At 41.7% G+C, this 24203-nt stretch carries 21 protein-coding genes; 7 read left to right on the forward strand and 14 right to left on the reverse strand.

The annotated features are described in order from the left end of the window. Positions 1 to 66 precede the first annotated feature (66 nt). Positions 67 to 1587, forward strand: a complete 1521-nt coding sequence (locus B5771_RS04885) for a hypothetical protein (RefSeq protein ID WP_088186541.1) — start codon at positions 67 to 69, stop codon at positions 1585 to 1587. A 15-nt stretch (positions 1588 to 1602) separates the two neighbouring features. Here the strand turns inward: B5771_RS04885 and B5771_RS04890 are convergent, their stop codons facing one another. The 4 genes from B5771_RS04890 to B5771_RS04905 form a co-directional block, all read right to left on the reverse strand. Beyond that, positions 1603 to 3141, reverse strand: coding sequence for a Na+/H+ antiporter (locus B5771_RS04890; protein WP_088186542.1), 1539 nt, complete (start codon positions 3139 to 3141; stop codon positions 1603 to 1605). 154 nt (positions 3142 to 3295) lie between these two features. Then, complete coding sequence (gene aguB / locus B5771_RS04895) at positions 3296 to 4171, reverse strand: N-carbamoylputrescine amidase (protein WP_088186543.1); 876 nt, start codon at positions 4169 to 4171, stop codon at positions 3296 to 3298. Positions 4172 to 4184: 13 nt separating this feature from the next. Beyond that, entirely contained in the window at positions 4185 to 5228 is a 1044-nt protein-coding gene (locus B5771_RS04900) for an agmatine deiminase family protein (RefSeq protein ID WP_088186544.1), read from the reverse strand. 310 nt (positions 5229 to 5538) lie between these two features. Continuing rightward, the gene (locus B5771_RS04905) at positions 5539 to 5928 is read right to left on the reverse strand and encodes a response regulator (protein ID WP_242966737.1); all 390 of its coding nucleotides are present in this window, start codon (positions 5926 to 5928) and stop codon (positions 5539 to 5541) included. 168 nt (positions 5929 to 6096) lie between these two features. Here B5771_RS04905 and B5771_RS04910 point away from each other — a divergent pair, with 168 nt between their 5' ends. Then, positions 6097 to 6423, forward strand: coding sequence for a helix-turn-helix transcriptional regulator (locus B5771_RS04910; protein ID WP_047810089.1), 327 nt, complete (start codon positions 6097 to 6099; stop codon positions 6421 to 6423). Positions 6424 to 6656: 233 nt separating this feature from the next. Here the strand turns inward: B5771_RS04910 and pheA are convergent, their stop codons facing one another. Then, positions 6657 to 7493, reverse strand: coding sequence for a prephenate dehydratase (gene pheA, locus B5771_RS04915; protein ID WP_088186546.1), 837 nt, complete (start codon positions 7491 to 7493; stop codon positions 6657 to 6659). 288 nt (positions 7494 to 7781) lie between these two features. On the opposite strand from pheA, the gene B5771_RS04920 reads away from it, so the two are divergent. Further along, positions 7782 to 9014, forward strand: a complete 1233-nt coding sequence (locus B5771_RS04920; RefSeq protein ID WP_088186547.1) for an MFS transporter — start codon at positions 7782 to 7784, stop codon at positions 9012 to 9014. A gap of 73 nt (positions 9015 to 9087) precedes the next feature. Beyond that, positions 9088 to 10314, forward strand: a complete 1227-nt coding sequence (locus B5771_RS04925) for a multidrug effflux MFS transporter (protein ID WP_088186548.1) — start codon at positions 9088 to 9090, stop codon at positions 10312 to 10314. A 184-nt stretch (positions 10315 to 10498) separates the two neighbouring features. On the opposite strand, the gene ilvN is transcribed toward B5771_RS04925, so the two are convergent. Together ilvN and ilvB are read right to left on the reverse strand one after the other, a co-directional pair. Beyond that, positions 10499 to 10993 (reverse strand): acetolactate synthase small subunit, encoded by a 495-nt coding sequence (gene ilvN, locus B5771_RS04930; protein ID WP_047810085.1) that lies wholly within the window; start codon positions 10991 to 10993, stop codon positions 10499 to 10501. Between the two features lie 4 nt (positions 10994 to 10997). Then, positions 10998 to 12686, reverse strand: coding sequence for a biosynthetic-type acetolactate synthase large subunit (gene ilvB, locus B5771_RS04935; RefSeq protein ID WP_088186549.1), 1689 nt, complete (start codon positions 12684 to 12686; stop codon positions 10998 to 11000). Between the two features lie 195 nt (positions 12687 to 12881). Between ilvB and B5771_RS04940 the strand changes: the two genes are divergently transcribed. Beyond that, the gene (locus tag B5771_RS04940) at positions 12882 to 15239 is read left to right on the forward strand and encodes an N-acetylmuramoyl-L-alanine amidase (RefSeq protein WP_088186550.1); all 2358 of its coding nucleotides are present in this window, start codon (positions 12882 to 12884) and stop codon (positions 15237 to 15239) included. Positions 15240 to 15399: 160 nt separating this feature from the next. On the opposite strand, the gene B5771_RS04945 is transcribed toward B5771_RS04940, so the two are convergent. The 7 genes from B5771_RS04945 to rlmN all read right to left on the reverse strand — a co-directional run bounded on the left by B5771_RS04945 (position 15400) and on the right by rlmN (position 19311). Beyond that, positions 15400 to 15735 (reverse strand): phage holin family protein, encoded by a 336-nt coding sequence (locus B5771_RS04945; protein WP_088186551.1) that lies wholly within the window; start codon positions 15733 to 15735, stop codon positions 15400 to 15402. 14 nt (positions 15736 to 15749) lie between these two features. Then, a complete protein-coding gene (locus B5771_RS04950) occupies positions 15750 to 16076 on the reverse strand; it encodes a hypothetical protein (RefSeq protein ID WP_088186552.1) in 327 nt (108 codons plus the stop codon). After that, entirely contained in the window at positions 16066 to 16521 is a 456-nt protein-coding gene (locus B5771_RS04955) for a hypothetical protein (RefSeq protein WP_047810080.1), read from the reverse strand. The genes B5771_RS04950 and B5771_RS04955 overlap by 11 nt, the downstream gene beginning before the upstream one ends. Positions 16522 to 16538: 17 nt before the next feature. After that, on the reverse strand, positions 16539 to 16970 hold the full coding sequence (locus tag B5771_RS04960) for a DUF2089 domain-containing protein (RefSeq protein WP_088186553.1): 432 nt from the start codon (positions 16968 to 16970) through the stop codon (positions 16539 to 16541). 387 nt (positions 16971 to 17357) lie between these two features. Beyond that, positions 17358 to 18026, reverse strand: coding sequence for a DegV family protein (locus B5771_RS04965; RefSeq protein ID WP_242966738.1), 669 nt, complete (start codon positions 18024 to 18026; stop codon positions 17358 to 17360). Further along, positions 17983 to 18231, reverse strand: coding sequence for a DegV family protein (locus B5771_RS24695; protein WP_242966739.1), 249 nt, complete (start codon positions 18229 to 18231; stop codon positions 17983 to 17985). The genes B5771_RS04965 and B5771_RS24695 overlap by 44 nt, the downstream gene beginning before the upstream one ends. A gap of 18 nt (positions 18232 to 18249) precedes the next feature. Then, positions 18250 to 19311, reverse strand: coding sequence for a 23S rRNA (adenine(2503)-C(2))-methyltransferase RlmN (gene rlmN, locus B5771_RS04970; RefSeq protein ID WP_088186554.1), 1062 nt, complete (start codon positions 19309 to 19311; stop codon positions 18250 to 18252). Positions 19312 to 19569: 258 nt separating this feature from the next. Between rlmN and B5771_RS04975 the strand changes: the two genes are divergently transcribed. Then, entirely contained in the window at positions 19570 to 19872 is a 303-nt protein-coding gene (locus B5771_RS04975; protein WP_088186555.1) for a hypothetical protein, read from the forward strand. A gap of 964 nt (positions 19873 to 20836) precedes the next feature. Further along, positions 20837 to 24203: cell wall-binding repeat-containing protein (locus tag B5771_RS04980; RefSeq protein ID WP_088186556.1), on the forward strand; the 3367-nt coding region annotated here is incomplete at its 3' end.

The following is a 24203-nucleotide window of genomic DNA, read 5'->3' on the forward strand; positions in this document are numbered from 1 at the left end:
AGTGAGCCCTCTGTCTATAGAAAACAGGGCTCACTTTTGCTTTTTTACGGTTAGGAGGATGCGCTCATGAAGTATAACCTAGAACCTCAAGACAAACTACAAGATAAACTAAGGGATGTATTAGGTGAGGAAATGTTCAATGTTTGTCTTGAAAGCCCAGAAAAAGCAACCGCTTTTGGATGGTTATTCTCATTTGCTATTGCAGATTTTGATCAAAAACAAGGGATATCTTCCGTCACTTCCAATGAACTTCTTAAAGCAAAAGAAGATTTGGGGGAAGAGTTCTGTCTCTGGTGTTCACGAAACTATTCAAACCTCAGGAACCTAATAACTTTGTTAGACTCGTATGTAAACACCTATGAAATTAATAAAAAAAATAAAGAGCATCTCAATCATCTTTTCCAAAGGATTAATAGCAACAATTACAAGGCTAGGGCTGTTTCCTTAGTTAAAGCCTATAAAAAGGATCAGCCCACAAATCTAATCGACCTCTTTCAAAGAATCAACATAACCCTTGTGAGTGACCTTAAGGGGATATTCTCCCAAAGGTTATGTGCCGACGATGAATCTGATCTTCGAGGATTCATGGGATGGTTAAAGGAAGACCTTATGGCGGTTTTATGTAATGACCTCCAAAGATTATTTAACAAATCTCGAACATTTAAACTAATGAGAAGTCGTGCCATGGGATCAACACTTCATGAAATCAGTTTAGATTTAGGAATCACCCGGCAAAGAGTACGTCAAATCGAGAAAACGCTGCAAAATCATTTTAATAATTATGTTGCAACGTTTTGGCCCCATTATATTCTTTCTGCCTTTGCCGAAACTACAACTTATGTTTCAGTTAACGCCCTCGAAGAATATTTTGGCAGTTTATCAGATGTTCTTTCCTATTGCCTAAAAGAAAGTGATTGCTCTAGCTTACAATGGTGCAGCGAACTTAACGGTTTTATTATTGGAGACGGGCATTGGTATTCACTATTAAAAGGCTATAAAAATTTACTGCCTGAGATGCTCGATTATGATTTCGTAGATCCTTTAATTCATGAAATTATGCTAAAGTTCTCACTTCCTATAAGCTTTAAAGACACAAAAACGGTCATTCTTTCCGGGTACAGTCTATCTGGCAAAGTATATTTAAAAAATAAAATCAGCCTTTCTCAAATGTACCATGCTGTCCTCGAAAGGTTTTATCCCAATGGGATCGAACTTTATAACCCTTCCGAAGCGAATTGTTTTCGTAATTATGTACGAAGATTATTCGGGGAGGTAAATCTCCCCAAAAATAATCGCGCCCTCGATGTGCGTCTAGCTGACTTTACAATCTTATGCGATAGGAGAAAGCGCATTTTGCCAAGCGGTGTCAAAGTCTCCCTGGATTTGCTGAATAAGATCCACGAAGCCATAAAGGCATCTAAAAAACACGAAATCCTGTTTAAAGAACTATTCGAAACCTTTAAAAAAGAACTTTTACAAACAAGTAATATTTCAAACAGTTATTTTTTACAGGGTCTCCTGAAATATACTTTTGCTGATGAATTTGACTTCACCCGATATTCTTTAAAAAAGCGAGAAGACGATTAGAAAAAGCTAAATGTTCTAATCATTATGTTTCTCATTATGGTCATTTTCTAGATCGCCAATAATTTTGGCCGCCATAGTATAGTCCATAATTCCATTGCGCGCTGCCTCTTGCAAAGCATTTCGTTGAGCCGTCAAAACAATTTTGCCTGCTTTATCTCGCTCTGCGGCTATAATTACCTCATTGTTTAAATGAAGCTCCTTAATCAAATCGTCAATTTCCTTCTGTCTCTCGAGTAATGATTTCACCGCATCATCACGGGCTATTTGGGAAACGTTCCCCATATGCACATGACGATCAATCTCAGCTGAAGCTGAACGTAAGGCCATACTTTCTCCTAACAGGTTTTGGTAATCTCTCAGCTCCTCATTAGTAGTAGTCAGTCCCAATTTGTTAATCAGAGGCTCTATCGTCAAGCCCTGTGCTACCAAAGAAAAGAGAACTACCCCAAAGGTAACGGGAATTAAGAAACTGCGTTCCGGTATAGAAGCCTCAAGACCCAAGACCATAGCCATTGACAAAGCCCCCCGCAGACCGCTCCAGACTAAAACATGTTGATAATTCCTAGGGATTGATAATCCGAACCTATTTAAAACTCCTGACAATCCATAGATTGAAAATGCCCGTCCCAGCAAGACAGCGATAACAGCAATCACCACTGAGAAAAGATTTTCTCTGAAGGATATATTCGTCATTTCCAAACCAACGAGTAAGAATACCAAAGAATTGGCTACAAAAGCCGCATATTCCCAGAACGAAAGTACCGCCAAACGCGATACAGAAGTCATACCACGTTTCATTCCATAATTCCCAACTACTAAACTAGCGGCAACCACAGAAATGACCCCAGAAACATGAAATCCTTCAGCAGCCATATAAGAACCGAAAGCCGTAATTGTCGTTAAGGTTATTTCCAATAAATGGTCATCGAATTCCTGAGTAATTCTGGAGGCAGCTGCTCCAATAGCAATGCCCACAAGAGCACCGCCGAAAAAAGTTCGAATAAAGGCTAATTCACTCTGAGCCAGAGAAAAGGTTCCAGTTATAAGGATACCTTGGATAACGCTGAATAAAATCACGGCAATTCCATCATTAAACAGACTCTCCGCTTCGACAATAACAGACAGTCGTTTAGCAACTCCTAAACGTTTAAAAATCGCTAAAACAGAAATCGGATCCGTTGGCGAGATAATTGCCCCAAACAAGAGTGCCAACAGTAACTGTAGTCCCAAGAGTATATGCAGCGTATAGCCAACAACGAAGGTAGATAATACTGTTCCCAGTAAAGCCAAGGCAGTGATAATCTTCCAATTTTTCTTCAAAGGCTCCAAGTGAATATTAATCCCAGCCTCAAACAAAAGGGGCGGTAGGAAAATTGCAAATAAAACCTCTGGTTCCAAATGAACTCCCGGCAAAAGTTTCAAATAACCAACAAATAAGCCGGTTAATACTAAGGCAATAGTGTAAGGTATTTTAATAAATCGTCCTAACATTGCCACAACTGAGGTTAAGAGCAACAGCCAGATAAAAACCGATGAATGAACAAGTCCTGTCATGACACCCTCCTTGTTTCACCAAATTAACCGCATTATCTTGCTTTTGGAATCGGATGATTCCAGAACTTAAGTATAGGCACTTCGCTTCAACATGAAAGCAAAGTGCCTATCAACTTGTCTCTTAGTCTCTATATGACAGTAAAACCAAAACTATTTAAATCGTTATCTCACCATCATAGGATGAAATAATTTTATATAAATCAGGTCGTCGGTCTCGAAAAATTCCCCATTCTAACCTTTGGATCTCTAATTGTTCTAAATCAAACTCAGTCACTAAAGTAGTTTCCTCTGTACGACCGGCTTCAACAATCTTATTTCCCTGAGGGCCGGCAATGAACGACGAACCGTAGAAGGTAATACTGGAATCCTCATCGTCTTCAACACCCACGCGATTTGAGGCAACGACTGGTATTAAATTAGCTGCTGCATGCCCCAGCATGCAGTTTTGCCAGTGATCCCGGGAATCAATGGAACCGTCTTGCGGCTCAGAACCTATAGCAGTCGGATAAAACAACAACTCAGCCCCCATTAAGGTCATACACCGAGCAGCTTCAGGATACCATTGATCCCAACATACCCCTGCCCCAATCCTGGCATAGCGGGTCTTCCAAACTTTAAAGCCGGTATCGCCAGGATTAAAGTAAAACTTTTCTTCATATCCGGGACCATCAGGTATGTGACTCTTACGATACTTACCCAATACTTCTCCATTGGCGTCAATAACTGCTAAAGAATTGTAACGGGCATAGTTTTTCTTTTCATAAAAACTAATGGGCAAAACAATCTGAAGCTCTTTAGCAACCTTTTTAAAATGTTGAACTGCTTTATTTTCTTCCAGCTCAGAAGCGTAACGATAAAATTCAGCCTTTTCTTTTTGACAAAAATAAGGGGTTTCGAAAAGCTCCTGTAATAAAATAATTTGTGCACCTTTCCCTGCAGCTTCTCGAACTAATCTGTCTGCCTTAGTGATATTTTCAGTGATGTTATTCGAACAACTCATTTGGGTTGCAGCAACTTTTACTGTTCTCATAATTGTTCCTTTCCTATAGTCTATTGATCCCAGCCGGCATTTGCTGAGTAGTACAATGGATGTTTCCGCCCTCTCTGATAATTCCCATACCATTTACAGTACGGATCCGCCGGTGTGGGAAAATTCCCGTCAGAGTCAATTTAGCTAATTCATCCGTCTCAGCCGCCTGGCCGCCAAAGATCGGTAGGATGATACCTCCATTAACAAAATAGAAATTGAGATAACTTAATGTTAGACGTGCTCCCGTTTCAGGATCATATAATTTGGGAGGCTGCTGGATAGGGATAATTTCAAAAGATCTTCCCCTGGCATCGGTTTCCCCTTGAAGCAACTCTAAGTTTGTGCGGGTAATCTCATAGTTTCCGTCATTAGGATCATTACAAACTTGCAAAAGGATTTTGCCTGGGGCAGCAAAACAGGCAATGTTATCCACATGCCCGTCTGTCTCATCCCCTTCCAACCCCCTTTTCAGCCAGATTACCTTCCGGACATTCAGATTATTTTTAAGTTCAGCTTCAATCTGTTCTTTGGTTAATTCAGAGTTTCGATTCTGATTAAGCAAACATTCTTCAGTAGTCAAGAGCGTTCCTTCACCATCAACATGGAGCGATCCTCCTTCCATAACGAGAGGAGCGTCAAACCGTTTGATACTGAAATACTCTAAGAGTTTAGACGCGACTCGGTCATCTAAATCCCAGGGTTCATATTTTCCGCCCCAGGCGTTAAAACGCCAATTCACCCCAGCAAGTTGCCCCAAGTTATTAACTAAAAAGGTTGGGCCGTTATCCCTTAGCCAAGCGTCATTGTGCTCAATCTCCAAAAATTCAATCCTTTTATCGGTGAAAATCGAACACAGAGCTTTTGAATCGTCAGGATTCACAAGCACCGTGATAGGTTCGAATTCAGCAACTGCCTGGATAATCTCTGTATACCCCTTACATACAGTTTCATAATCCTCAGGATGGCACATAGAGGCTTGAACAGGCCAAGAAATGAAAGTCCGCCTATGTTCAGACCATTCAGCAGGCATTCGGTAATTGAAATTGATTGGATACATTATATATTCCCCTTCATAACTCTAGGTTATTTCTTAATTGATTCATTTAATTCTACTTCATCATTAGGAGAATTTAAAGTTGTTTCTATATGGTATTGGAATTCGAATTGTAGATTCGAATCGTATTTTAAATGTATTATCGCTATTAGCTGCGAAAACAAAAAAAGAGCCGCATAGTTATTTCATTAAACTATTGCCCCTTTCTTTTCGACACATTTATTAAGTATACAAATGCACTTAGGATATCAATATAGTTATATAATCATAGTTATATAATCATAGTTATATAATCTAAATATATCCATTTTTATCAAGATTTAGCCGTTTCCTTTTCTAGGGTTGCTCTAACAGTTTTTAAAAAATGATCCAGATCAAGAGGTTTACTCAGGATTTCGCAGACACCCAAACTTCGGGCAGAAGCTTCGATATCCTCTTCTCCGCTGATCATAATCACTGGAATAGTCTTAGCTTGATCGTCCTGAGCCATTTGTGCTAATACCTGTAAGCCTGTCATTCCCGGCATGTTTTGATCTAGAAGAATAAGCGAAGGTCGGTGAAGGGATGTGGCGAGGCACAAACATTCTGATCCACTGGCCACTGCCTTAACTTCGTAACCAAACTGTTCTAAAGCATTTTGGATAAATAAGCGAACTGAAAATTGGTCATCGACAACAAGAATATATTCTGACAACTTTCTCACTCCTTTAAATCATCTCCGATATATTACAAACTTAGCTATAATATGAAATTTCGATACATTACTTTCACATTGTATAACTATTTGTTTGCGTTTTCAATATAATTACATACACACAGTCGCTAAGATGTTTCAAGTGACTACCTTAAAATTGGAACAGGAGGTGATAGAGTGTCTAACATTCAAGAGGTTGTCGGAAAAAATATAAAATTATTCCGCCAGACTAAGGGACTTACACAAGAAAGGCTAGCAGAACTTGTTAATGTCAGTAGTTCATATATCGGCTATCTTGAACGAGGCCTAAGGTCTCCTTCATTAGACCTCTTAGCAAGAATAGGCACTGCCTTAGACGTCGAACCAACAGTACTGCTCGATACTTCTTCAGAGGAGACCGAACCCATACTCAGAAAGCTCAATGCTCTCCTAATAGGGAAAGATCCAATCCCAATTAATTTCCTTTATGAAGTTGCTGTCGCCTATTTTGAATCTATTAAGTAGATAACTATTTCAGCTATCTCCGCTATCTTTTAGCGATTTTAACATTAATTTTTAAAACAAAGACAGTACAGCTGTTTAATTGCGGAACTATGGTCATACCTAAAGCTTTCCGCTATTGGGCATAACGAGAGCAGCCCAAAAAGGGGCTTTATGTTTTCACATAAAGCCCCCAAGTTCAAATATATAAGTTAGAACCCCTCATTGAAGATGAAAAAATAATAAGCTGTTATGATTTAATCAATCTCTGCCATGGGGTAAGAGCCCAAAAATTTATAGAAATTTGTTTTACGCTGTACCATTGTCAAAGCATCACGAACATCCGGATCAGATAAATGTCCATCGATATCAATAAAAAAAATGTAGCGCCCTAATTGACCACGAGAAGGTCTCGATTCAATTTTAGTCATATTAATATCCCATAAATTGAAAATGTCTAGGATACACGCTAAGCTCCCTGGCGTATGTTCCGTTGAAAAAACAATTGAAGTCTTGTTTCGGCCTGCCGGAAGATGAATCGGCTTTTTGCCGACAACCACAAATCGTGTGAAGTTATTATTTTTATCTTGGATATTACGCAAGACTACTTGGAGTCCGAATTTATCTGCAGCAGCTTCCGGTCCGATTGCACCCGCAGTTCTTCCAGACATCTGCGCTTGATTAGCTCCCTCAGCATTGCTGCTCGTCAAGTATACTTTTGCCTGGGGAAGATGAGTTTCCAGAAAGAGCCGGCATTGCCCTGCGGATTGAGGATGGGTATAAACTGAAGAAATTCTCTCCCAATCAGCCCCTGGAGTAACCATTAATGTTTGAGATATGGGTAAAATAAGTTCATCAACAATCACGAGGTCTACTTCCCAGGCCAATACATCCAAGACAATATTAACTGACCCTTCTAAGGAATTTTCAAAAGGGATAACGGCTAAATCCAATTCATTGCGTTGAACGGACAAAAGAATTTCACGAATATTTGGCAAACTAACTAAAGCAGCTTCTTGTTTATTATAGCAATAATGTTGAGCCGCTTGCTGGGAAAAGGTTCCTTCCGGTCCGAGATAGCCTATCTTATGCAATATAACCCTCCTGTTCCAACTAACAGAAAATCAATTACTATTCTCTAACGGTCAGTTATGTTAGCCTTCCTTAATAAGCAATAAGCAGTTCAAATAATTATAACATTGTTAGAACTTTCCTGTCGAAGAAATATACTTCTAAAGTGAATATTATTTTGCAGTCTCCCCTCGAAGATTTTATCCGTCTAAACCTTCTGTCATCTTTTGGCTTGCCTTAGCAACATTTACCGCGTAGACTTAACATAACAAACCGAACAAGTATAGGACTTTAGAACTGAGAGGGATAGTATGAACCTTAATTCGAGCACAAACTCTTCAGACAAACCACAACATCCCGAACTTTCACGAGGGCTTCTCTTGATACTTGCCATTAGTTCCGGACTGTCTGTCGCTAATCTCTACTACAATCAGCCTCTGCTTGCTGACATGGCTCAAACATTCCATGCTTCTGCCGCTCAAATCGGAAGCATCTCCACGCTTACACAATTAGGTTATGCCTTGGGTCTCTTTTTATTTGTTCCGCTCGGAGATATCAAAGAAAAAAAGATCTTAATTGTTATTTTACTCGGCGTAGTGACGCTCTCCTTGTTGTCCGTAGGGATATCTAAAAACCTCACCATGTTAGGCGCAGCCAGTTTTGCCGTGGGAACAACAACCGTCGTTCCTCAAATCATTGTTCCTTTGGCAGCCCAATTGGCGAGACCCGATCAACAGGGCCGTATTGTCGGAATCGTCATGAGCGGATTGTTTTTTGGGATTTTATTAGCCAGAACCATCAGCGGAATTATCGGCAGTCTTTGGGGCTGGCGTATAATGTATTATATTGCCGCGGCTCTAATGTTTAGTTTGGCCCTAACGCTGTGGGCTTTCTTACCTCAGACCGGTTCTACATCACGTTTATCTTACCGTCAAACACTTCATTCTTTATGGGAATATACAACGAAGCTCCCCTTATTGCGGGAAGCCTCTCTGATGGGGGGACTCCTCTTCGGCACGTTTAGTGTCTTTTGGACAACCTTAGCCTTCTTCCTCAAACAGCCGCCCTATTACTATGGTACAGAAATCGCTGGCCTATTTGGCTTAATTGGTGTAGCAGGCGCCTCATTTGCTCCTGTCGCCGGGCGATTAGCTGATAAAAAAGGTCCCCGAATCGTCGTTGGAATTGCTGCGGCAGTGACCTTAGTAGCCTATGGCTTCCTCTGGTTATTCGGCAAACACTTATGGGGACTAATATTAGGTGTTATTTTATTAGACTTAGGCGTTCAAGGTGCCCAAATATCGAACCAAGCACGTGTATACGCTTTAGTCCCTGAAGCTAAAAGCAGGTTAAATACCGTCTATATGGTTACTTATTTTATCGGAGGCTCACTGGGATCATTTTTGGGCATGCATGCTTGGAGTCTCTGGCAGTGGAAGGGTGTCTGCCTGGTTGGAAGCTCCCTCATCCTGCTTAGTCTAATCATTTGGGGAATGGGACTTTATAATCAGCGAAAAGGTAACATGGAAAGATGTTGCAACTAAACGTATACCCTTATTAGGTAAAATTTTTATTCTTGATTAGGTTTAATCTTTAAACTAAGGAGGCCGGAAATTTTTGAATAATAGTCTCAATTCTATCTCCAGCGCAACCTTCTCCCGCTCCCGCCGACTGTGGATCGCTTTTATTTTAGGTGCCTTATCTGCCTTCGGACCACTTTCCATCGACATGTACTTACCTTCATTACCTATTTTAGCTAAAGATTTGCATACCAGCGCCTCTTTTGCTCAATTCAGTCTAACGGCCTGCCTTCTCGGTCTCGCCTTTGGTCAATTATTGACGGGTTCCCAGAGCGATGTTCGTGGACGCCGCATGCCTCTTCTCATAGGACTTTTCTGTTACTCCGTCTCTTCGTTGCTCTGCGTTATCAGTCCCTCCATCTGGACACTAATTTTACTCCGCTTTATTCAAGGTTTTGCCGGTTCTGCGGGTATTGCCATTTCCAGAGCTGTTGTTAGAGATCTCTATTCTGGTCCTGAAATGACAAGATTCTTTGCTCTTTTAATGTTAATTAATGGTGTTGGGCCAATAGTAGCTCCGATTATTGGCGGACAGCTTTTAGAGTTCACCTCGTGGCGTGGTGTTTTTCTTGTTTTAACTCTGGTAGGAATCGCTATGTTCTTGGCGGTCTTTTTTACCTTACCAGAAACCCTTCCGCCTCAACGTCGCTCACAAGGAGGCCTAAAGAACGTTTTAATTACGTTTCGCGATCTAATGTGTGACCGAGTATTTATGGGATATGCATTACCCCAAGGACTCGTCATGGCCGCTATGTTTGCCTATATCTCTGGTTCCCCGTTTGTCATTCAAAATATTTTTGGTGCGTCTCCGCAATTATTCAGCCTCTTTTTTGCCATTAATGGATTGGGCATTATCATCGCTGGTCAAATTGCCGGCAGAATGGCCAGCCGCATTGCCGGAACAAAACTCTTTATTACAGGCCTCATCTTAGCTACCTTGGGTGGTTTGTGCTTACTGACAACAATTCTCCTGGGAGCAGGACTAATGGCCATTTTGCTGCCGTTATTCATTGCCGTATCCAGCGTTGGAGTTGTAACAACAGCCGGCTCATCACTCGCTATGGAGAATTACGGTCATTCGGCAGGAAGCGCCTCGGCCTTGCTGGGATTATTTGCTTTTGTCATTGGTGCAGCCGTCGCCCCGCTTGTTGGTCTGGGAGGCGGCAACACCGCAGTTCCCATGGGAACTGTTATTGCGATATGTGAAGTTGGAGCAATTCTGTGTTATGTAATATTAAGAGGTGAACGAGTTCACTCAAAATAAGGGGCCCGTTGCACAATGAATATCTATCCGTCTTTATAAATAAGCCCTGCATAAGTGGTGATATATACCAATTATGCAGGGCTTTGTTTAATATTAAATAATATCGCAGACGACAAACGGTTCCGGAAAGAACTGCACTAAGCTGAACTATAGATTGCTTCGATTCATTGACAAGATTAGCTGACTAAGCTTTTGCCGGTATAGGGCCACGTGAAAGGGCGATCTTACCAGTCCGCACAATTTCAATAATTCCATGATCCTCTTCAAGGACTTGACAAAGAGCATCAATCTTAGTTTCATCACCGGAAAGCTCAATCACCATCGTCTCCCGGCTAACATCCACAATGCTGGCTCGGAAAATATTAACGATATTGATAATGTCCGAACGAGTCTCCAGACTTGCTTTAACCTTGATCAAGGCCAGTTCCCGCTGGATGGACTCAACAGCCGTTAAATCACTGATTTTGATTACGTCAATTAATTTGGATAACTGGTTTACAACTTGTTCTTGTTCTATCTCATCCCCTTCTACTACAATGGTAATTCTTGTTGTGTCCGGTTCTTCGGTATAACCAGCTGCTATACTTTCGATGTTGAAGGCCCTGCGGCTGATTAATCCCGAAATATGTGTTAAGACGCCCGGTCGGTTTTCAACCAAAACGGCTAATGTATGCTTCATCTTCTCACCCTCCCATAATCATCTGATCCAGGCGAGCTCCCGCTGGAACCATCGGGAGGACGTCTACCGTCTCAGGAGTTCGTATATCCACTAAAACAGGACCCTGGACTGCTAAAGCCTGGGCAAGAACTTTATCCAGCTCTGCAGGCTCACTTACTCTCAAGCCCGTTACTCCCATAGCTTCTGCCAACTTTACGAAATCAGTATGCCCTTTGAGGCTGGTATGGGAATAACGGCCGCCATAAAACATTCTTTGCCATTGGGCAACCATCCCTAAGGTTTGGTTATTGAGAACCAGAACAACCACTGGGAAATTGCAATCGGCAAGGGTTGCTAATTCTTGACAGTTCATCATCACACCGCCGTCGCCAACAAAAAGAACCACTTTTTGATCAGGCAAACCACATTGAGCCCCCAAGGCAGCCGGCAGACCATATCCCATAGTTCCTAACCCACCTGACGTTAAAAATCGACGCGGATATTTGAAGCCGTAGAACTGAGCCGCCCAAATTTGATTTTGCCCAACATCCGTGACGATCACAGCCTCACCCTGAGTCAATTGACTGACCTTTTCAACCACAGCCTGCGGCATGACAAGGTCTTTCCCGTGTTCATAAGTCAACGGAAAATCTTGCTTCCAGCCTAAAACCTTTTCCCGCCAAGGCCGAACCCGTTCTTTTAATTCACCGGATACTCCCCCGACTTTTTTCATTAACGCTGGCAGTGACCATTTTAAATCTCCGATGACCCTTATTTGAGCAATAACATTTTTGTTAATTTCCGCCGGATCTATATCAAAGTGAATAATCTTAGCCTTAGAGGCAAAATCACTCAAAAGTCCTGTCACCCGATCATCAAAACGAACCCCGATTCCTAAAAGCAAATCGCATTCTGTCGTTGCCATATTTGCGGCGTATGTCCCATGCATTCCAACCATTCCCAAAAATTGAGGATGGTCGAAGGGAATACACCCTAAACCCATTAAGCTGGTAATTACCGGAAAACCGCTCTGTTCCACAAATTCTCTCAGTTCCGACGAGGAATCAGATAAATTGACTCCCCCGCCGATGAAAAGCAAAGGCTTGCTGGCTGAGCTCACTTCCTCAAAGACCTGATTTATGACCGTTTGATTTCCCTCATAGACAGGATGATAACCACGCAGCTTAACTTCTAAAGGATATTCGTAGTCAAAGGTAGCTGCGAAAACATCCTTAGCTATATCTACAACGACAGGACCAGGCCGGCCTGTACGCGCAATATAGAAGGCTTCTTTTAAAGCCCGGGGCAACTCCTCAACGGTTTTAACCAGATAGTTGTGTTTAGTAATGGGAGTTGTAATTCCCCGAATATCTGCCTCTTGAAAGGAATCTCTGCCAATTAAGGGAACGGCAACTTGACCCGTTATTGCTACCATTGGAATCGAATCCATGTAAGCAGTAGCAATTCCCGTCACCAGATTCGTTGCCCCCGGACCGGAAGTGGCAATAACAACTCCGACTTTTCCCGTGGCTCTGGCATAACCATCAGCAGCATGGACGGCACCTTGTTCATGTTTCGTTAAAATATGCCGGAAATTCGCTTTATATAAAGCATCATATAGTGTCAGCACTGCCCCGCCGGGATAGCCGAAGGCTACATCCACGTTTTCCTTTTTCAGCGATTCGATAATCGCTTCCGCACCCGTCATTATCATATTTGCCCCTCCCTATAGATCTGCACAATCCATGGTGTCTGCCATTACGACAATAATTATTTTTAGACTCTATTATAGCACAAATCTTCTCTAAACCTACAGAATACTTGCAAAATTACGTTTTGCAAATTCTATCAATTAGAGTGGGTTTCTGTGATATAATCGACATAATGGCAGGAGAAAGGATGAATTAATGTGAAAAAAATCATCATCGCGATGATAGCTTCGCTTGTACTTATATTTGCCTTACCAATAATTACTCAAGCAAGTCCCTTAGCTTATGTAACAGAAAGAATAGCAGGACAAGACCAGATCGAAACAGCCTTGAAAATTTCTCAAAAAGGGTGGGATTCTGCTCAAACTGTTATTTTATGCCAGGCCTCAGATTATCCGGACTCTATCGCAGCTACTCCTTATGCAGTTAACCTAAATGCCCCAATCCTTTTAACAGGAGGAGACGCTCTTGACCCCAGAGTGGTTCAAGAACTGCAGCGCTTGAAACCTCAGAAAATTATCTTACTCGGTGGAACTGCTTGTTTGACACCCGCTATTGAAAAAGGCCTGGAGCAATTATCCTTAAACTGGGAACGGATAGGAGGAATTGATCGTTACGAGACATCTGTTCTACTCGCTAAGCGTTTGACTTCAGATTCTCTGATCATAGTCAATGGAGATAATTTTCCGGATGCTCTGTCGGCAGCGACGTATGCCGGCATTAAACAAATTCCCGTTGTACTTACTTCAACAACTCTCCCCGACTCCGTCCTGAAGTACTTAAAGGAAAATGCCCCAAAACATATCACCGTTATAGGGGGAGAAGCTGTCGTTCCCTCAGTGGAATTGACGAAGAACAACTTTACAATCGAAACCCGTCTTGGCGGAGAAGACCGCTACGACACCAACGCCAAAGTTGTTTCCAGCATGAAAGATATCTATCAATCAAATGACCTTTTCTTAGCCTCAGGAATCACCTTTCCGGACGCTGTAGCCGGTACAGTTCTCGCCTCAAAAGAAAAGGCCCCGCTTTTGCTTACTGAACAAAATGATATTCCTCCCTCTGTTTACAGCGTTATGCGCTTACATATGGTCGTCGAGCCACCTGCATCAACTTCTTCCACTTCTGCCTCAGGCAACACATCTAAAACGGCCGTCGTTACGGCTGCAAATGGATTAAATCTTCGTGACAGCCCTTCTTCTTCAGGGAATCTCCTGGGAACTATCCCCAACGGCGCTGCTCTTGAACTTGGCACCTATCAAAATCACTGGTATCAAACGACCTATCAATCTAAAACTGGCTGGGTTTCTGATGCTTACATTACGATTTCCTCAAACAGCTCTTCATCGACTTCCAACAACACCAAAAAAGGAATCGTCAATGCCTCAGCAGGATTAAATTTGAGGGATACACCCTCTTCTACGGGAAAACTTCTGGCGACAATACCTAAAGACACAACGCTTGAACTTCTTAATTACCAAAACGATTGGTATCAGACCACTTATCAATCATTAACAGGTTGGGTTTCAGACAGCTATGTGACTCTCTCCACATCAAACTCTGCCTCTGCCATTGACTTGAGTCCGAACGGCAAAGTCTTTATTCTCGGAGGAACAGGCATTATCAGTACAACGTCTCAAGCCATTATTGAAGGAAAGGCATCTTCAAATTACAGTTCAAATTTAAAAGCTTTTCCTCAGCTTCCTTCTTCGACACAGCCACCTTCATCAGGCAATTCCTCTTCAGGTAGTTCTTCTTCAGGAAGCTCTTCTTCGGGAAGCTCTTCTTCGGGAAGCTCTTCTTCGGGAAGCTCTTCTTCGGGAAGCTCTTCTTCGGGAAGCTCTTCTTCGGGAAGCTCTTCTTCGGGGAACTCCTCCTCAGGCAGTTCCTCTTCAACGCCAACGAATTATGATCCTTCTCAAGAGGTTCTTGTCGATCCCTTCGCCGGAATCCCTGCCAATGCTTTAAGCGGAAAGACCATTATGATTGACCCTGGACATGGAAGCCCTGACACCGGAGCAGTCGGCCCCAACGGAACGTATGAAAAAGACAATACTTTAGCCATTGCAAAAGATTTAAATTCAGTCCTGCAACAGGCAGGGGCGAAGGTTCTCTTAACCCGGGACAATGACCCTTCTCCCGCAGCCAGTGATTTTTCGGAAATCAATGATCTTCAAGACCGAGTTGATGATGCTGCCAAAAATAATCCTGACCTCTTTATCTCCATTCATAACGACTCCTTCAGCAACCCCTCCGTTCAAGGCACAACGACCTACTATTGCGATGGCAACCCTCAAGAAGAGAAGAGCAAGCAGCTGGCCAGCAGTATTCAAAGCGCAATGATCGACACGGTAAAAACCAACAATCGAGGAGTTAAAGACGCAAATTTCTATGTCATCAAATATACAACGATGCCTGCAGTCTTAGTCGAAACCGCCTTTATTTCCAGTCCCTATGAAGAAGCAAGACTGCAGAACGACACATTCCGAAAAAATGTCGCCGCAGCTATTTTTCATGGGATTTACAATTATTACAATGGTTCCACAGCCAAAAACTAAAAAAGCATGCAGAAACTATTTAACCACAGATTCAATAATAAATTGCTTGTAATATAAAGCAAAGTGAACTCGTTCAGCTAAAGCTGAACATCAGGACTTCAGATGGAGACCTCTAAAAGGAGGCCATTACAAAAAAGCAGCTAGTAACTTTCAAAGGTTACTAGCTGTTTATTCTTTTAATTCCCCAGTTAGCTAGGGATACCATCAGTGAGACTGTAAAGGCAGCACCAAAACCCCTAACATAAAAGCCCGGTACGAGCCCGCTCGTAAGCATGATCATCCAAGTATTTATGATGAGAGTGAAGATCCCCAAAGTCAAAAGATTTAAAGGAATGGTTAAAACAATCAAAACTGGGCGAATCAGCAAATTTACGATCCAGAGTATTAGACCCGCTCCAAGGTAATGCAGGGGTGAAGAAGCATGAATGGGGAGAAATTGTGCGGCCACTAAAAACACAAGCGTGTTGACTAAAATACGGTAAATAGGTCGTTTCATTAGATACCCCCGTTTCACTTTAAGCTAATTTTGACCTTAACCTCTCCCGTTTCAACCTCGATAATATCCAAGCCTTTTTGTCTACTCAATTCCAGAACCATATTATGCAGGCCATCCAAGAGATGACTTGGAGAAATAGTATTGATCCAACTCAACAATTTACGGTCCTTATGATCCTTATGATAAGGAATGCACTTTAATGTCTTCTCCCCTGCCCAAGCCAATTCAGCCAAGGCTTCGCAAAACTCATCCGCAACCCAGAGTGGAACTGGAAATACAAACCAGCGGTGCCATTTTAACTTTACTCTGACGATCAAGAACGTGGTGTAATTATTCCACACACACTTCCACCTTGATTCTGCCCTCCTGAGGATCTGATACTTCCACATCCACTATCTTACCATCCACAGTTTCTTCAACTAAGCGGACAAGTTCCTCAACATCCAAAGCTTGCAAATCAAGACCTTTTTGTTCTAATTCCGTACGCTTATCAGCAGGAACAAAGCTCATAGCATAAACCACTAACTTTGACGCAGAGCGTATTAGGCTCAAGGGAACATTGACATTAACCTTCAGAGATTTTTCCCCTAGAACTCGAACCCGCAGGAAGCGATCCCCTGTGTTTGACTTAGCCATTTCAGGTTTAACCAAATCGATTTCCGGCATCGCTGAAGCCCTATCACTCGATATTTCTTCTTCCATCGCCTTAAGCAGTTCCATTCCCTCCGCGGCTGTTAGTTTTCCCTCCTGAATCATCTCGAGTATTTTCATTTTTTCGCTGCTCATATTTGAATTACTCCTTTTTAATCTATTTCTTCTTCGAAATTTGAGCCTCTCTGTTTCCTCATCTGAAATGCTGCCTCTTGCGCCGATATTTCTCCGCGATTGAGAGCCTCAAGTATCTCTTGCCGCCGCAATTGTTCTTTGGTTATCGCTGCATTCTCAGAGACAGGCTCTTTTTCTTTCTCTAAACTGTAGCCAAGGGCCTCAATGACACTGTCTAAACGGCTGCGTACCGTCGGATAAGAGATCCCCAATTCTTTTTCGACCTCTTTAATATTCCCCCGGCATTTTATAAACGCCTCGATAAATAGAATCTGTTCCCTTGGGAGTCTGCAAAACTTACAAGAGGAGAATTCTCCTTCAATCTTAGTCGGGCAATAAGTACAGGTTAATTTACTAATTTTTAATTCATGATCACATACCGGACAACGATGGGGTATCTTATAATTCAAGCTTATCACCTCTCATTAAGTAACTTACTGCTTTTATATTGAATATAATAAGCTTTTGTATTCATAATGTCAATTAATATGTTAATATATTTAAGATTAATGTTAACTATATTAACATATTAATTGACAAATATTAAAATGTTTATTCAATCGCAAGACTCCCACTTCATAAGTGAGAGTGGTTCCAACCTTGCTTTGGTGGGTTAAAATCTATCCTTGAGCGCAATAGTATTTTTTATGGGCTAGGCGCTTTCGGAGAAATTGTCCATAGGACACTTTCGTCACCGAAGCTCTGATGTTCAGATTTAGCTGAACAAGTTCACTTATATTGATGGAATGAAAACAAAAAGCCCTTTGCCCGATTAAGACAAAGAGCTGAAGAAACGATTAATATGCAACTAAAATCCCGCCTTCATCGGCATAGGCTGAAATCGTTGCTCCCATTTCTACGATAATTACATCTTTAAAACTATATCGTCGCTGTATTTCTTCTTTTAAGGCCAAGGCCTTGTCTAAACAATTACAATGGGCAATTCCCAACACTTTGTCCTCCATCTTTTCTCCTTTTTCCCCAATGACTTCAAGGAAGCGATGAAAGGCTCTTTTCGATCCTCGTACTTTCTCAATCAAGTCAATGGTTCCTTCATCTGACGCACCTAAAATGGGTTTTATGGAAAGCCAAGTCGCAACTGTCCCTGCAAAGCGATTCAGTCGTCCGGATTTAATTAAATGCTCCAAAGAATCCAGAAGGAAGAACGTCCTCATTTCCTGTATATATTGATTAACCCGCTCGACAATCTCACCCTTCTTTAGGTTATTCTGAATCAATTCCGCAATTTTTAGTCCAATCAAAGTCTCTCCCACAGAAGCGGTAAGAGAATCAAAGACATGGATAAAACCTGTACCTTGCTGTTCCAAAAACATTGTTTGGGCTAAAACAGCATTATTATAGGTACTACTAATTTTGGAGGAGAGAGTTACGACAAAAATATTGTCTGCTTCGTTAAACCATTTAAGAAACCCACTCGGTGAAGGACTGGCAGTACGCGGTGCCACTGCTGTACGTTTCATCTTTTTCTAAAAAGTTCTGCAAATTTACGTTTTCATCAAGAAAATCGTGTTCTCCTAAAACGACCCTAAGCGGTACTATCCGAAGAGGAATTTGCTCCTTGATATCTTCATTCAGGTCACATCCGCTGTCCATGACAACTATGTAGTCCATAACCTTTTCCCCCGTACTCTGTTGGTTATTCTTCGGCAATCTTGTAATCCTAACACCCTAACTCGAGCAGCAACAGTGTTTACTGCGCAGCTGTCCGCAGGCAGCATCAATATCTGCCCCATGCTCAAGACGGATACTACAATTAATACCTTTCTTTTTTAGAGTATCATAGAAAGCCAACATTACTTCATGCTCACTACGTTGATACTGGGGATGTTCCTCCACCGGGTTATAGGGAATTAAGTTGACATTTATAAGCTGCTTCTTTTCTCCGATCAATTCAGCGATTTGCAGAGCATGTTCCCGTTTATCATTCAAATCTTTAAGCAGAATATATTCTAAAGTAACCCTTCGCTTCGTTTTCTGTCGATAATAGTCAAGCGCCTCCATAATGCTTTGAATTGAAAAACTCCGATTAATTTTCATAATTTGCGATCGCAGCTCGTTCGAAGGAGCATGCAGTGAAATTGCCAAATTTACCTGTAAATTCTCATCGGCGAACTGATAAATTCTGTCCGCTAAACCACTGGTCGATACAGTAATATGACGGGCGGGAATTGCCAGCCCTTTATGATCCTTTATAATCCGAATAGCATTAACGACATTTGAAAAATTATCAAATGGTTCACCGATTCCCATAACTACAACGTGACTTACCTGTTCTTGCCGGTTGCTTCTCTTAAGATACTCCTGAACAGCCATTATCTGTTCAACAATTTCACCGGCGGATAAATCGCGTTTTTTTACTAAAAGGCCGCTGGCACAAAAACTACACCCCATATTACAGCCGACCTGGGTTGTAACACAAACCGACAATCCAAATTTATGTCTCATTAAAACAGTTTCTATTAAATGCTCATCTCGTAATTTAAGCAAAAATTTTACTGTTCCATCCTCAGACTCCTGTTTCTCATATTCTCTCAACGAATTAATGACAAAGTGATCTGTCAATAGCTGAATACAGTCTTTATGGACGTCAATCATTTCTGAAAATTGTGTTGCATTCTTTCGATAAAGCCAGTCCCAAACTTGTAAGGCCCGGAACTTCTTATGTCCAAATTCCAAAAGATACGCCGCTAATTGTTCAAAAGTTAAACTATAAATTAATTCTTTACTCATTCTATTTCCTCACAGTCAACGGAAACAAAATCCCGCTGAGCAAAATCATACTCTTTTAATAATTAAAATGTAATCAGACGACACTTTTCGCCTTCTATATTTCCAAAATATCAAACATTGTTTTTAAAATTGTATTTTAGCACTTAATTATACCATTCCTCCTTGCCGTGAAAAAGTCAAGCAAAGGTGAATTCACATAAAAACCCTGAACGAACACAAAATATCTTAGGTAAATACTATTGAAGAGGAGATTATATTATGGAAAACATCAATGGTCAATTAATGAGTAAAGAAGCTTTCCTTCAAAATTCTCTTTACGCAAAGGAACCTTTTGAAGGAATTCTAGTCAGTACTGATGCTGAGAATCATCAATATCGCATTGGAATACAGTTAAATGAAAAAGAAGTACTGCTGGTAGATCAAGTCAGTGATCGTGACGTTAAAGAAAAACTACTTTCATGGATACCTCAGGTTAACGAAATTCAGAAGCAACATGGTGTGAAAAATGATCTTCAAAATTACGCCCGGCAATCATATAGTCCATCAAATAAGCTACATTGAATTGAATTGAATTGATTTATCTTTGACTATTAATAAGAGGATTAGATCTTAATACAGCAGGAACAAATAGTGAACTCGCCAAGCCGCCTTTCCCAATTGGAATACTTAGCGGCGAAGGGGGAGTTTACCCACCTGAAGTTAACGAAGGACCCACATTACAAGAAGTGGGGGCCTTAAAAACTGGATCAATTGAAGCTGCATGATTAACATGACAGATAGCCCGCCTGCTAGGCGGGCTATTTTTATTTCAAATGCAAAAAAGCATGATTTCTAGTTAAAAGCAATAAAAGCTGTATAAATATTCAAAGGTTAAATTTAGCTGTTATTATTATTTCCATTATATGTATATATAAGATATTGTTAAGTTCTAATTAGTTGTTTTTGAATTTGTTAAGATTTATTGCCTTATAGATGAACATTAACGATTAATAAGAAATACTTGGAAACACAACCATTATGTTTAAAGTGTATTTTAGTTTTTAATATGTTATTATCTGTTTGTCCCGAAGTTCAAAGCTTTAAAAACACTTCCAAACGCTCAGAACTTCAAAAAGCAATAGCTTAATTTCTTTAAACTTTTAATCATTTAATTTAAGCTATTGTCTCGCCTCTTAATTCTCTTGTTTATTTCAAGTTTCTAAAGGGTACCCACTGGAGCGATTCACCCTAAATCATTTCTGGAGGGACGCTTCCATTAATTTTCCAGTGGAATACTTTAGATACTGCGCAATGTCTAAAGATTAATATTAAAACTTCTAAGGAGGTGAGAGGCGAATTTAAGCGTCTCTAAGGATTAGATTGTTCATTTATTGTTCATTTATTGTTCATTTGTTCATTCGATTGATTCCCTTTCCCTTATCAGATTTTGATTCCCTTATTAAACGATTTCCTTATTAAATAAGGAACAAAAGATGGTTATACCAAAAGAAAAACGTTTCTAACTTTGAGAGGAGAAATATTACACATGAAAAAGACTAATAAGGCTTTAGCTTCCTTAGCAATTGCTGGTATGGCTTTATCTGCCGTTCCTTACAACGCTTTTGCTGCTACGACTGTTCCTACTCGCTTAGCCGGTACTACTGCTGAGCAAACTGCTGTCGCTATTGCTGATCAAACCGGCTGGACAGGTGCTGCTGTTCTGGCTTCTTCCACCTCTTACGGCATGGTTGACGCTTTAACTGCCGGACCGCTCGCTACCTTCCTTAAAGCCCCAATTCTTCTTCAAGGTGCAGGAAATACCTTGAACGCTGATACTAAAGCTGAGCTCCAAAAGCTTAGTGTGAAAACCGTTTACGTAACCAGCGGAACGGCTGTCATCAGTCAATCTGTTCTTGATCAATTATCCGGGATGGGTATTACCGTCGTTTCCCTCGGCGGAAACGATCGTTTTGAAACCTCCGCTAACATCGCTAAGGAAATGATCAAGCTTGGTGCTCATGTTTCTAAAGTAGCCGTTGCTTATGGCTGGTCAAACCAAGACGCTCTTTCCATTGCTTCCATCGCTTCCGCTGCTAATGAACCTATTTTGTTAACTGAGAAGGATTCTGTTCCTTCAAGTGTACAATCTTTCTTAACTTCAAACTCCAGCATCGCCTCTTCTGATGTGATCGGTGGTACAGCCGTTGTCAGCGATGCTGTTAAAGCTCAATTCCCGAATGCTACCCGCCACTTCGGAACCACAGCTTACGACACCAACAACCAAGTTATTCAAGATTTCAGCTCAGCCCTGAAATTTGACAGCGTCTATGTCGCCAATGGTAAAACCGGTATCGATGCTCTTGCCGGTGCACCTCTGGCAGCTCAAACCGACTCTGCTATCGTCCTCACCGACGGAACTGTTCCGGCTGCTGCAACCTTCGTTCACAGCAAACTTGCTTCTGACGGCGTTGTGACGGCTCTGGGCGGAACTGCTGTTGTTCCTGACGCTGTGCGCACCGGTATTGCAACCGGTCAAGTTACACCTCCTCAAGGTGACTTAGCTGTTTCTTCTGTAACAGCCGTCAGCGCAAACAGCATTAAAGTACAATTCAGCGCTGCTCCTGCTGATACCTCCAAGGTTACCTTCAATGTTACCAATTCAGGAGCTCCTGTAACCGTAAGCGCTACTTGGAATTCCGATAATACGGAAGCTACACTGAGCAGTTCAGCTAACTTCGCTGAAGGAACCTATAGTGTTGACGTGAAGAATAATGCTACCGATCTTGGCTCCAGCAATGTTACCATCAGTCAGCAAAAAATTGCTAAGATCACTATTAATTCTGATAAGCTCGCTGTTAATCAAGATGGTATAGGTTATGCTACCTTTACGGTTCTTGACCAATACGGCAATGACATTACAGGCAACTATCTCGCTAATAATATTGTCTTCCAAACAGGTGTCGGTTCTATCACTATTCCAACAACTGGTGTGCTTAAAGTAACTCCAACCACCTCTACCAGTCTTATCACCTTCCCGACCGTCGCTATCACAGGGTATGATTCAACCTCCGGAGTTTCCGTAAGCGCAACGTTAAGCACTTCTACAGCTATTGGAACGTTAAGCAGCATTACACTTAACAGTTTAACCAATGCTAACAATGCAACTCTCACAGCTGGAGACACCAGTGATACTTGGTATATCGATTACAGTGCTAAAGATATGAGCGGCAATGATACCACGGATTACAGCCTTGTCAGCGGCGGCTTGATCTTAAACGGGGATAATCATGATCAATTGTCATCTTCCAGCCCCTATGTAATCGCTAAAGTTGTAAAAGATCCTTCAGACAACAACAAAGCCGCAATTCAAGTCACCGTAACCAGCGACACCATTGAAAACGATCTTCCTGTAACCATTACTGCTATGAGTTACCAAGGAACTCCTTCAACCTTAAATCTGACCTTAAAGAAACAGTCAGCTGTTGATACCTTCACCTTAATGGCTCCTTCCTACAATATTGCTTCAGGTGAGCTGAAAGAAATTCCCTTTATCGCCTATGATCAAAACGGAAAACAACTCACCAAATATTCCGATCTGGCAGGAAAAGTTACGTTGAATGGTTTTGACGGCAGTGGTTCTGATGCTTCTGAAGTAGGACTCCAACGCAACCCTGATGGAACTGCCAGCTTATATGTCAGAGCTACCACAGTTTCAGGCGATACAAATCAAAGCGTTCCTCAAGTCCTTACTGCAAGCACCACAACCGGTCACACCAGCAACATCACCTTGAATATCCAACCGGCTGCTAAAGCTGACACCTTGTCCTTAGACAGCAACAAAGTCATTGGCGCAATGCAAGAAGGTGCTAATGAGCGCATAGACTTTGGTGAAAACTATGGCGGCTTAGCTGTTAAGGATCAATATGGACGTACCATGGATATGACCGGTCTCACAGGCAATGCCGGCAACTATGAGGTTGTTGCTGCCACTTCCGGAAATGCTCTGAGCATAAATGGCATTGAATCCGATAAAACCACTACCACAACCAATGCTATAGCAGTCGGCGGACAAGGTATTGAAATTGTAGCAGGCAACAATCTTGCAGATTCTGTCAACAGAACCCAAACCGTTAACTTCTATTTAATCAACAAAGCTGATGAATCTGCAGTACTCGGCGGCGACACAAGCAAAGCCATTGATTCTCAATCTGTAACCTTCACAGTTGTGAAAAACAGCGATATCAACGACTATTCCATCGATTCGGTTTCCCAACCAATCTATGCCTTTGACTCAGCTACCGGCAGTGCTATTACAGCGCAGCAAGATGCTTGGGCAGCTAACCCCTATGTTTATGGAAAAACATCCGCCGGAGCAAAAGTAATGATGGCACCTGGCTTTGTTCAAGGCGCATATGTTGACAACAGCCAAAACTTCTCCGTTGAAACAAACGTAAAAGGTATGAAGTCTGCAGCCACAAACGCTTATGATACGGTAAAAGTCGTCGCATTAAAATTAGATCCTACAGTATCCAGCGCAACCACTAATTTGACGGTAACCATTAAAGGTGCTGACGGTCTGATCCACACCGTAACAACACCGATTACCTCCTCAAACGTCGATCCTGTGGCTAAGACAATTGCTGTTAACAGCGACACCACGAAAGGTATGCATCTGTCCGATGACGGAAATACCATCTATATTGACAACTCAACAGCTATGACTACCGAACTGGGTCAAGGCGCTCTGCTGCAACGCTTCGACACAGATGAATCCAAGACCGGCCGTCAGGATATCTACTTCTATGCTACAGATTCTTATGGCAGCAAAGGTTTGAACTTAGCACAGATCTATGTAGTAGACAGCGGCACCTCAACCGGATCATCTGCAACTCCATTGTTCACCGTTACAAATG

The organism is Desulfosporosinus sp. FKA (assembly GCF_002196785.1).
Lineage (GTDB): Bacteria > Bacillota > Desulfitobacteriia > Desulfitobacteriales > Desulfitobacteriaceae > Desulfosporosinus > Desulfosporosinus acididurans.

Coding starts and splice junctions, on each gene's coding strand:
- B5771_RS04885 (WP_088186541.1), top strand. CDS start 67: ATGAAGTATAACCTAGAACCTCAAGACAAACTACAAGATAAACTAAGG.
- B5771_RS04890 (WP_088186542.1), bottom strand. CDS start 3,141: ATGACAGGACTTGTTCATTCATCGGTTTTTATCTGGCTGTTGCTCTTA.
- aguB (WP_088186543.1), bottom strand. CDS start 4,171: ATGAGAACAGTAAAAGTTGCTGCAACCCAAATGAGTTGTTCGAATAAC.
- B5771_RS04900 (WP_088186544.1), bottom strand. CDS start 5,228: ATGTATCCAATCAATTTCAATTACCGAATGCCTGCTGAATGGTCTGAA.
- B5771_RS04920 (WP_088186547.1), top strand. CDS start 7,782: ATGAACCTTAATTCGAGCACAAACTCTTCAGACAAACCACAACATCCC.
- ilvN (WP_047810085.1), bottom strand. CDS start 10,993: ATGAAGCATACATTAGCCGTTTTGGTTGAAAACCGACCGGGCGTCTTA.
- ilvB (WP_088186549.1), bottom strand. CDS start 12,686: ATGATAATGACGGGTGCGGAAGCGATTATCGAATCGCTGAAAAAGGAA.
- B5771_RS04945 (WP_088186551.1), bottom strand. CDS start 15,735: ATGAAACGACCTATTTACCGTATTTTAGTCAACACGCTTGTGTTTTTA.
- B5771_RS04955 (WP_047810080.1), bottom strand. CDS start 16,521: ATGAGCAGCGAAAAAATGAAAATACTCGAGATGATTCAGGAGGGAAAA.
- rlmN (WP_088186554.1), bottom strand. CDS start 19,311: ATGAGTAAAGAATTAATTTATAGTTTAACTTTTGAACAATTAGCGGCG.
- B5771_RS04975 (WP_088186555.1), top strand. CDS start 19,570: ATGGAAAACATCAATGGTCAATTAATGAGTAAAGAAGCTTTCCTTCAA.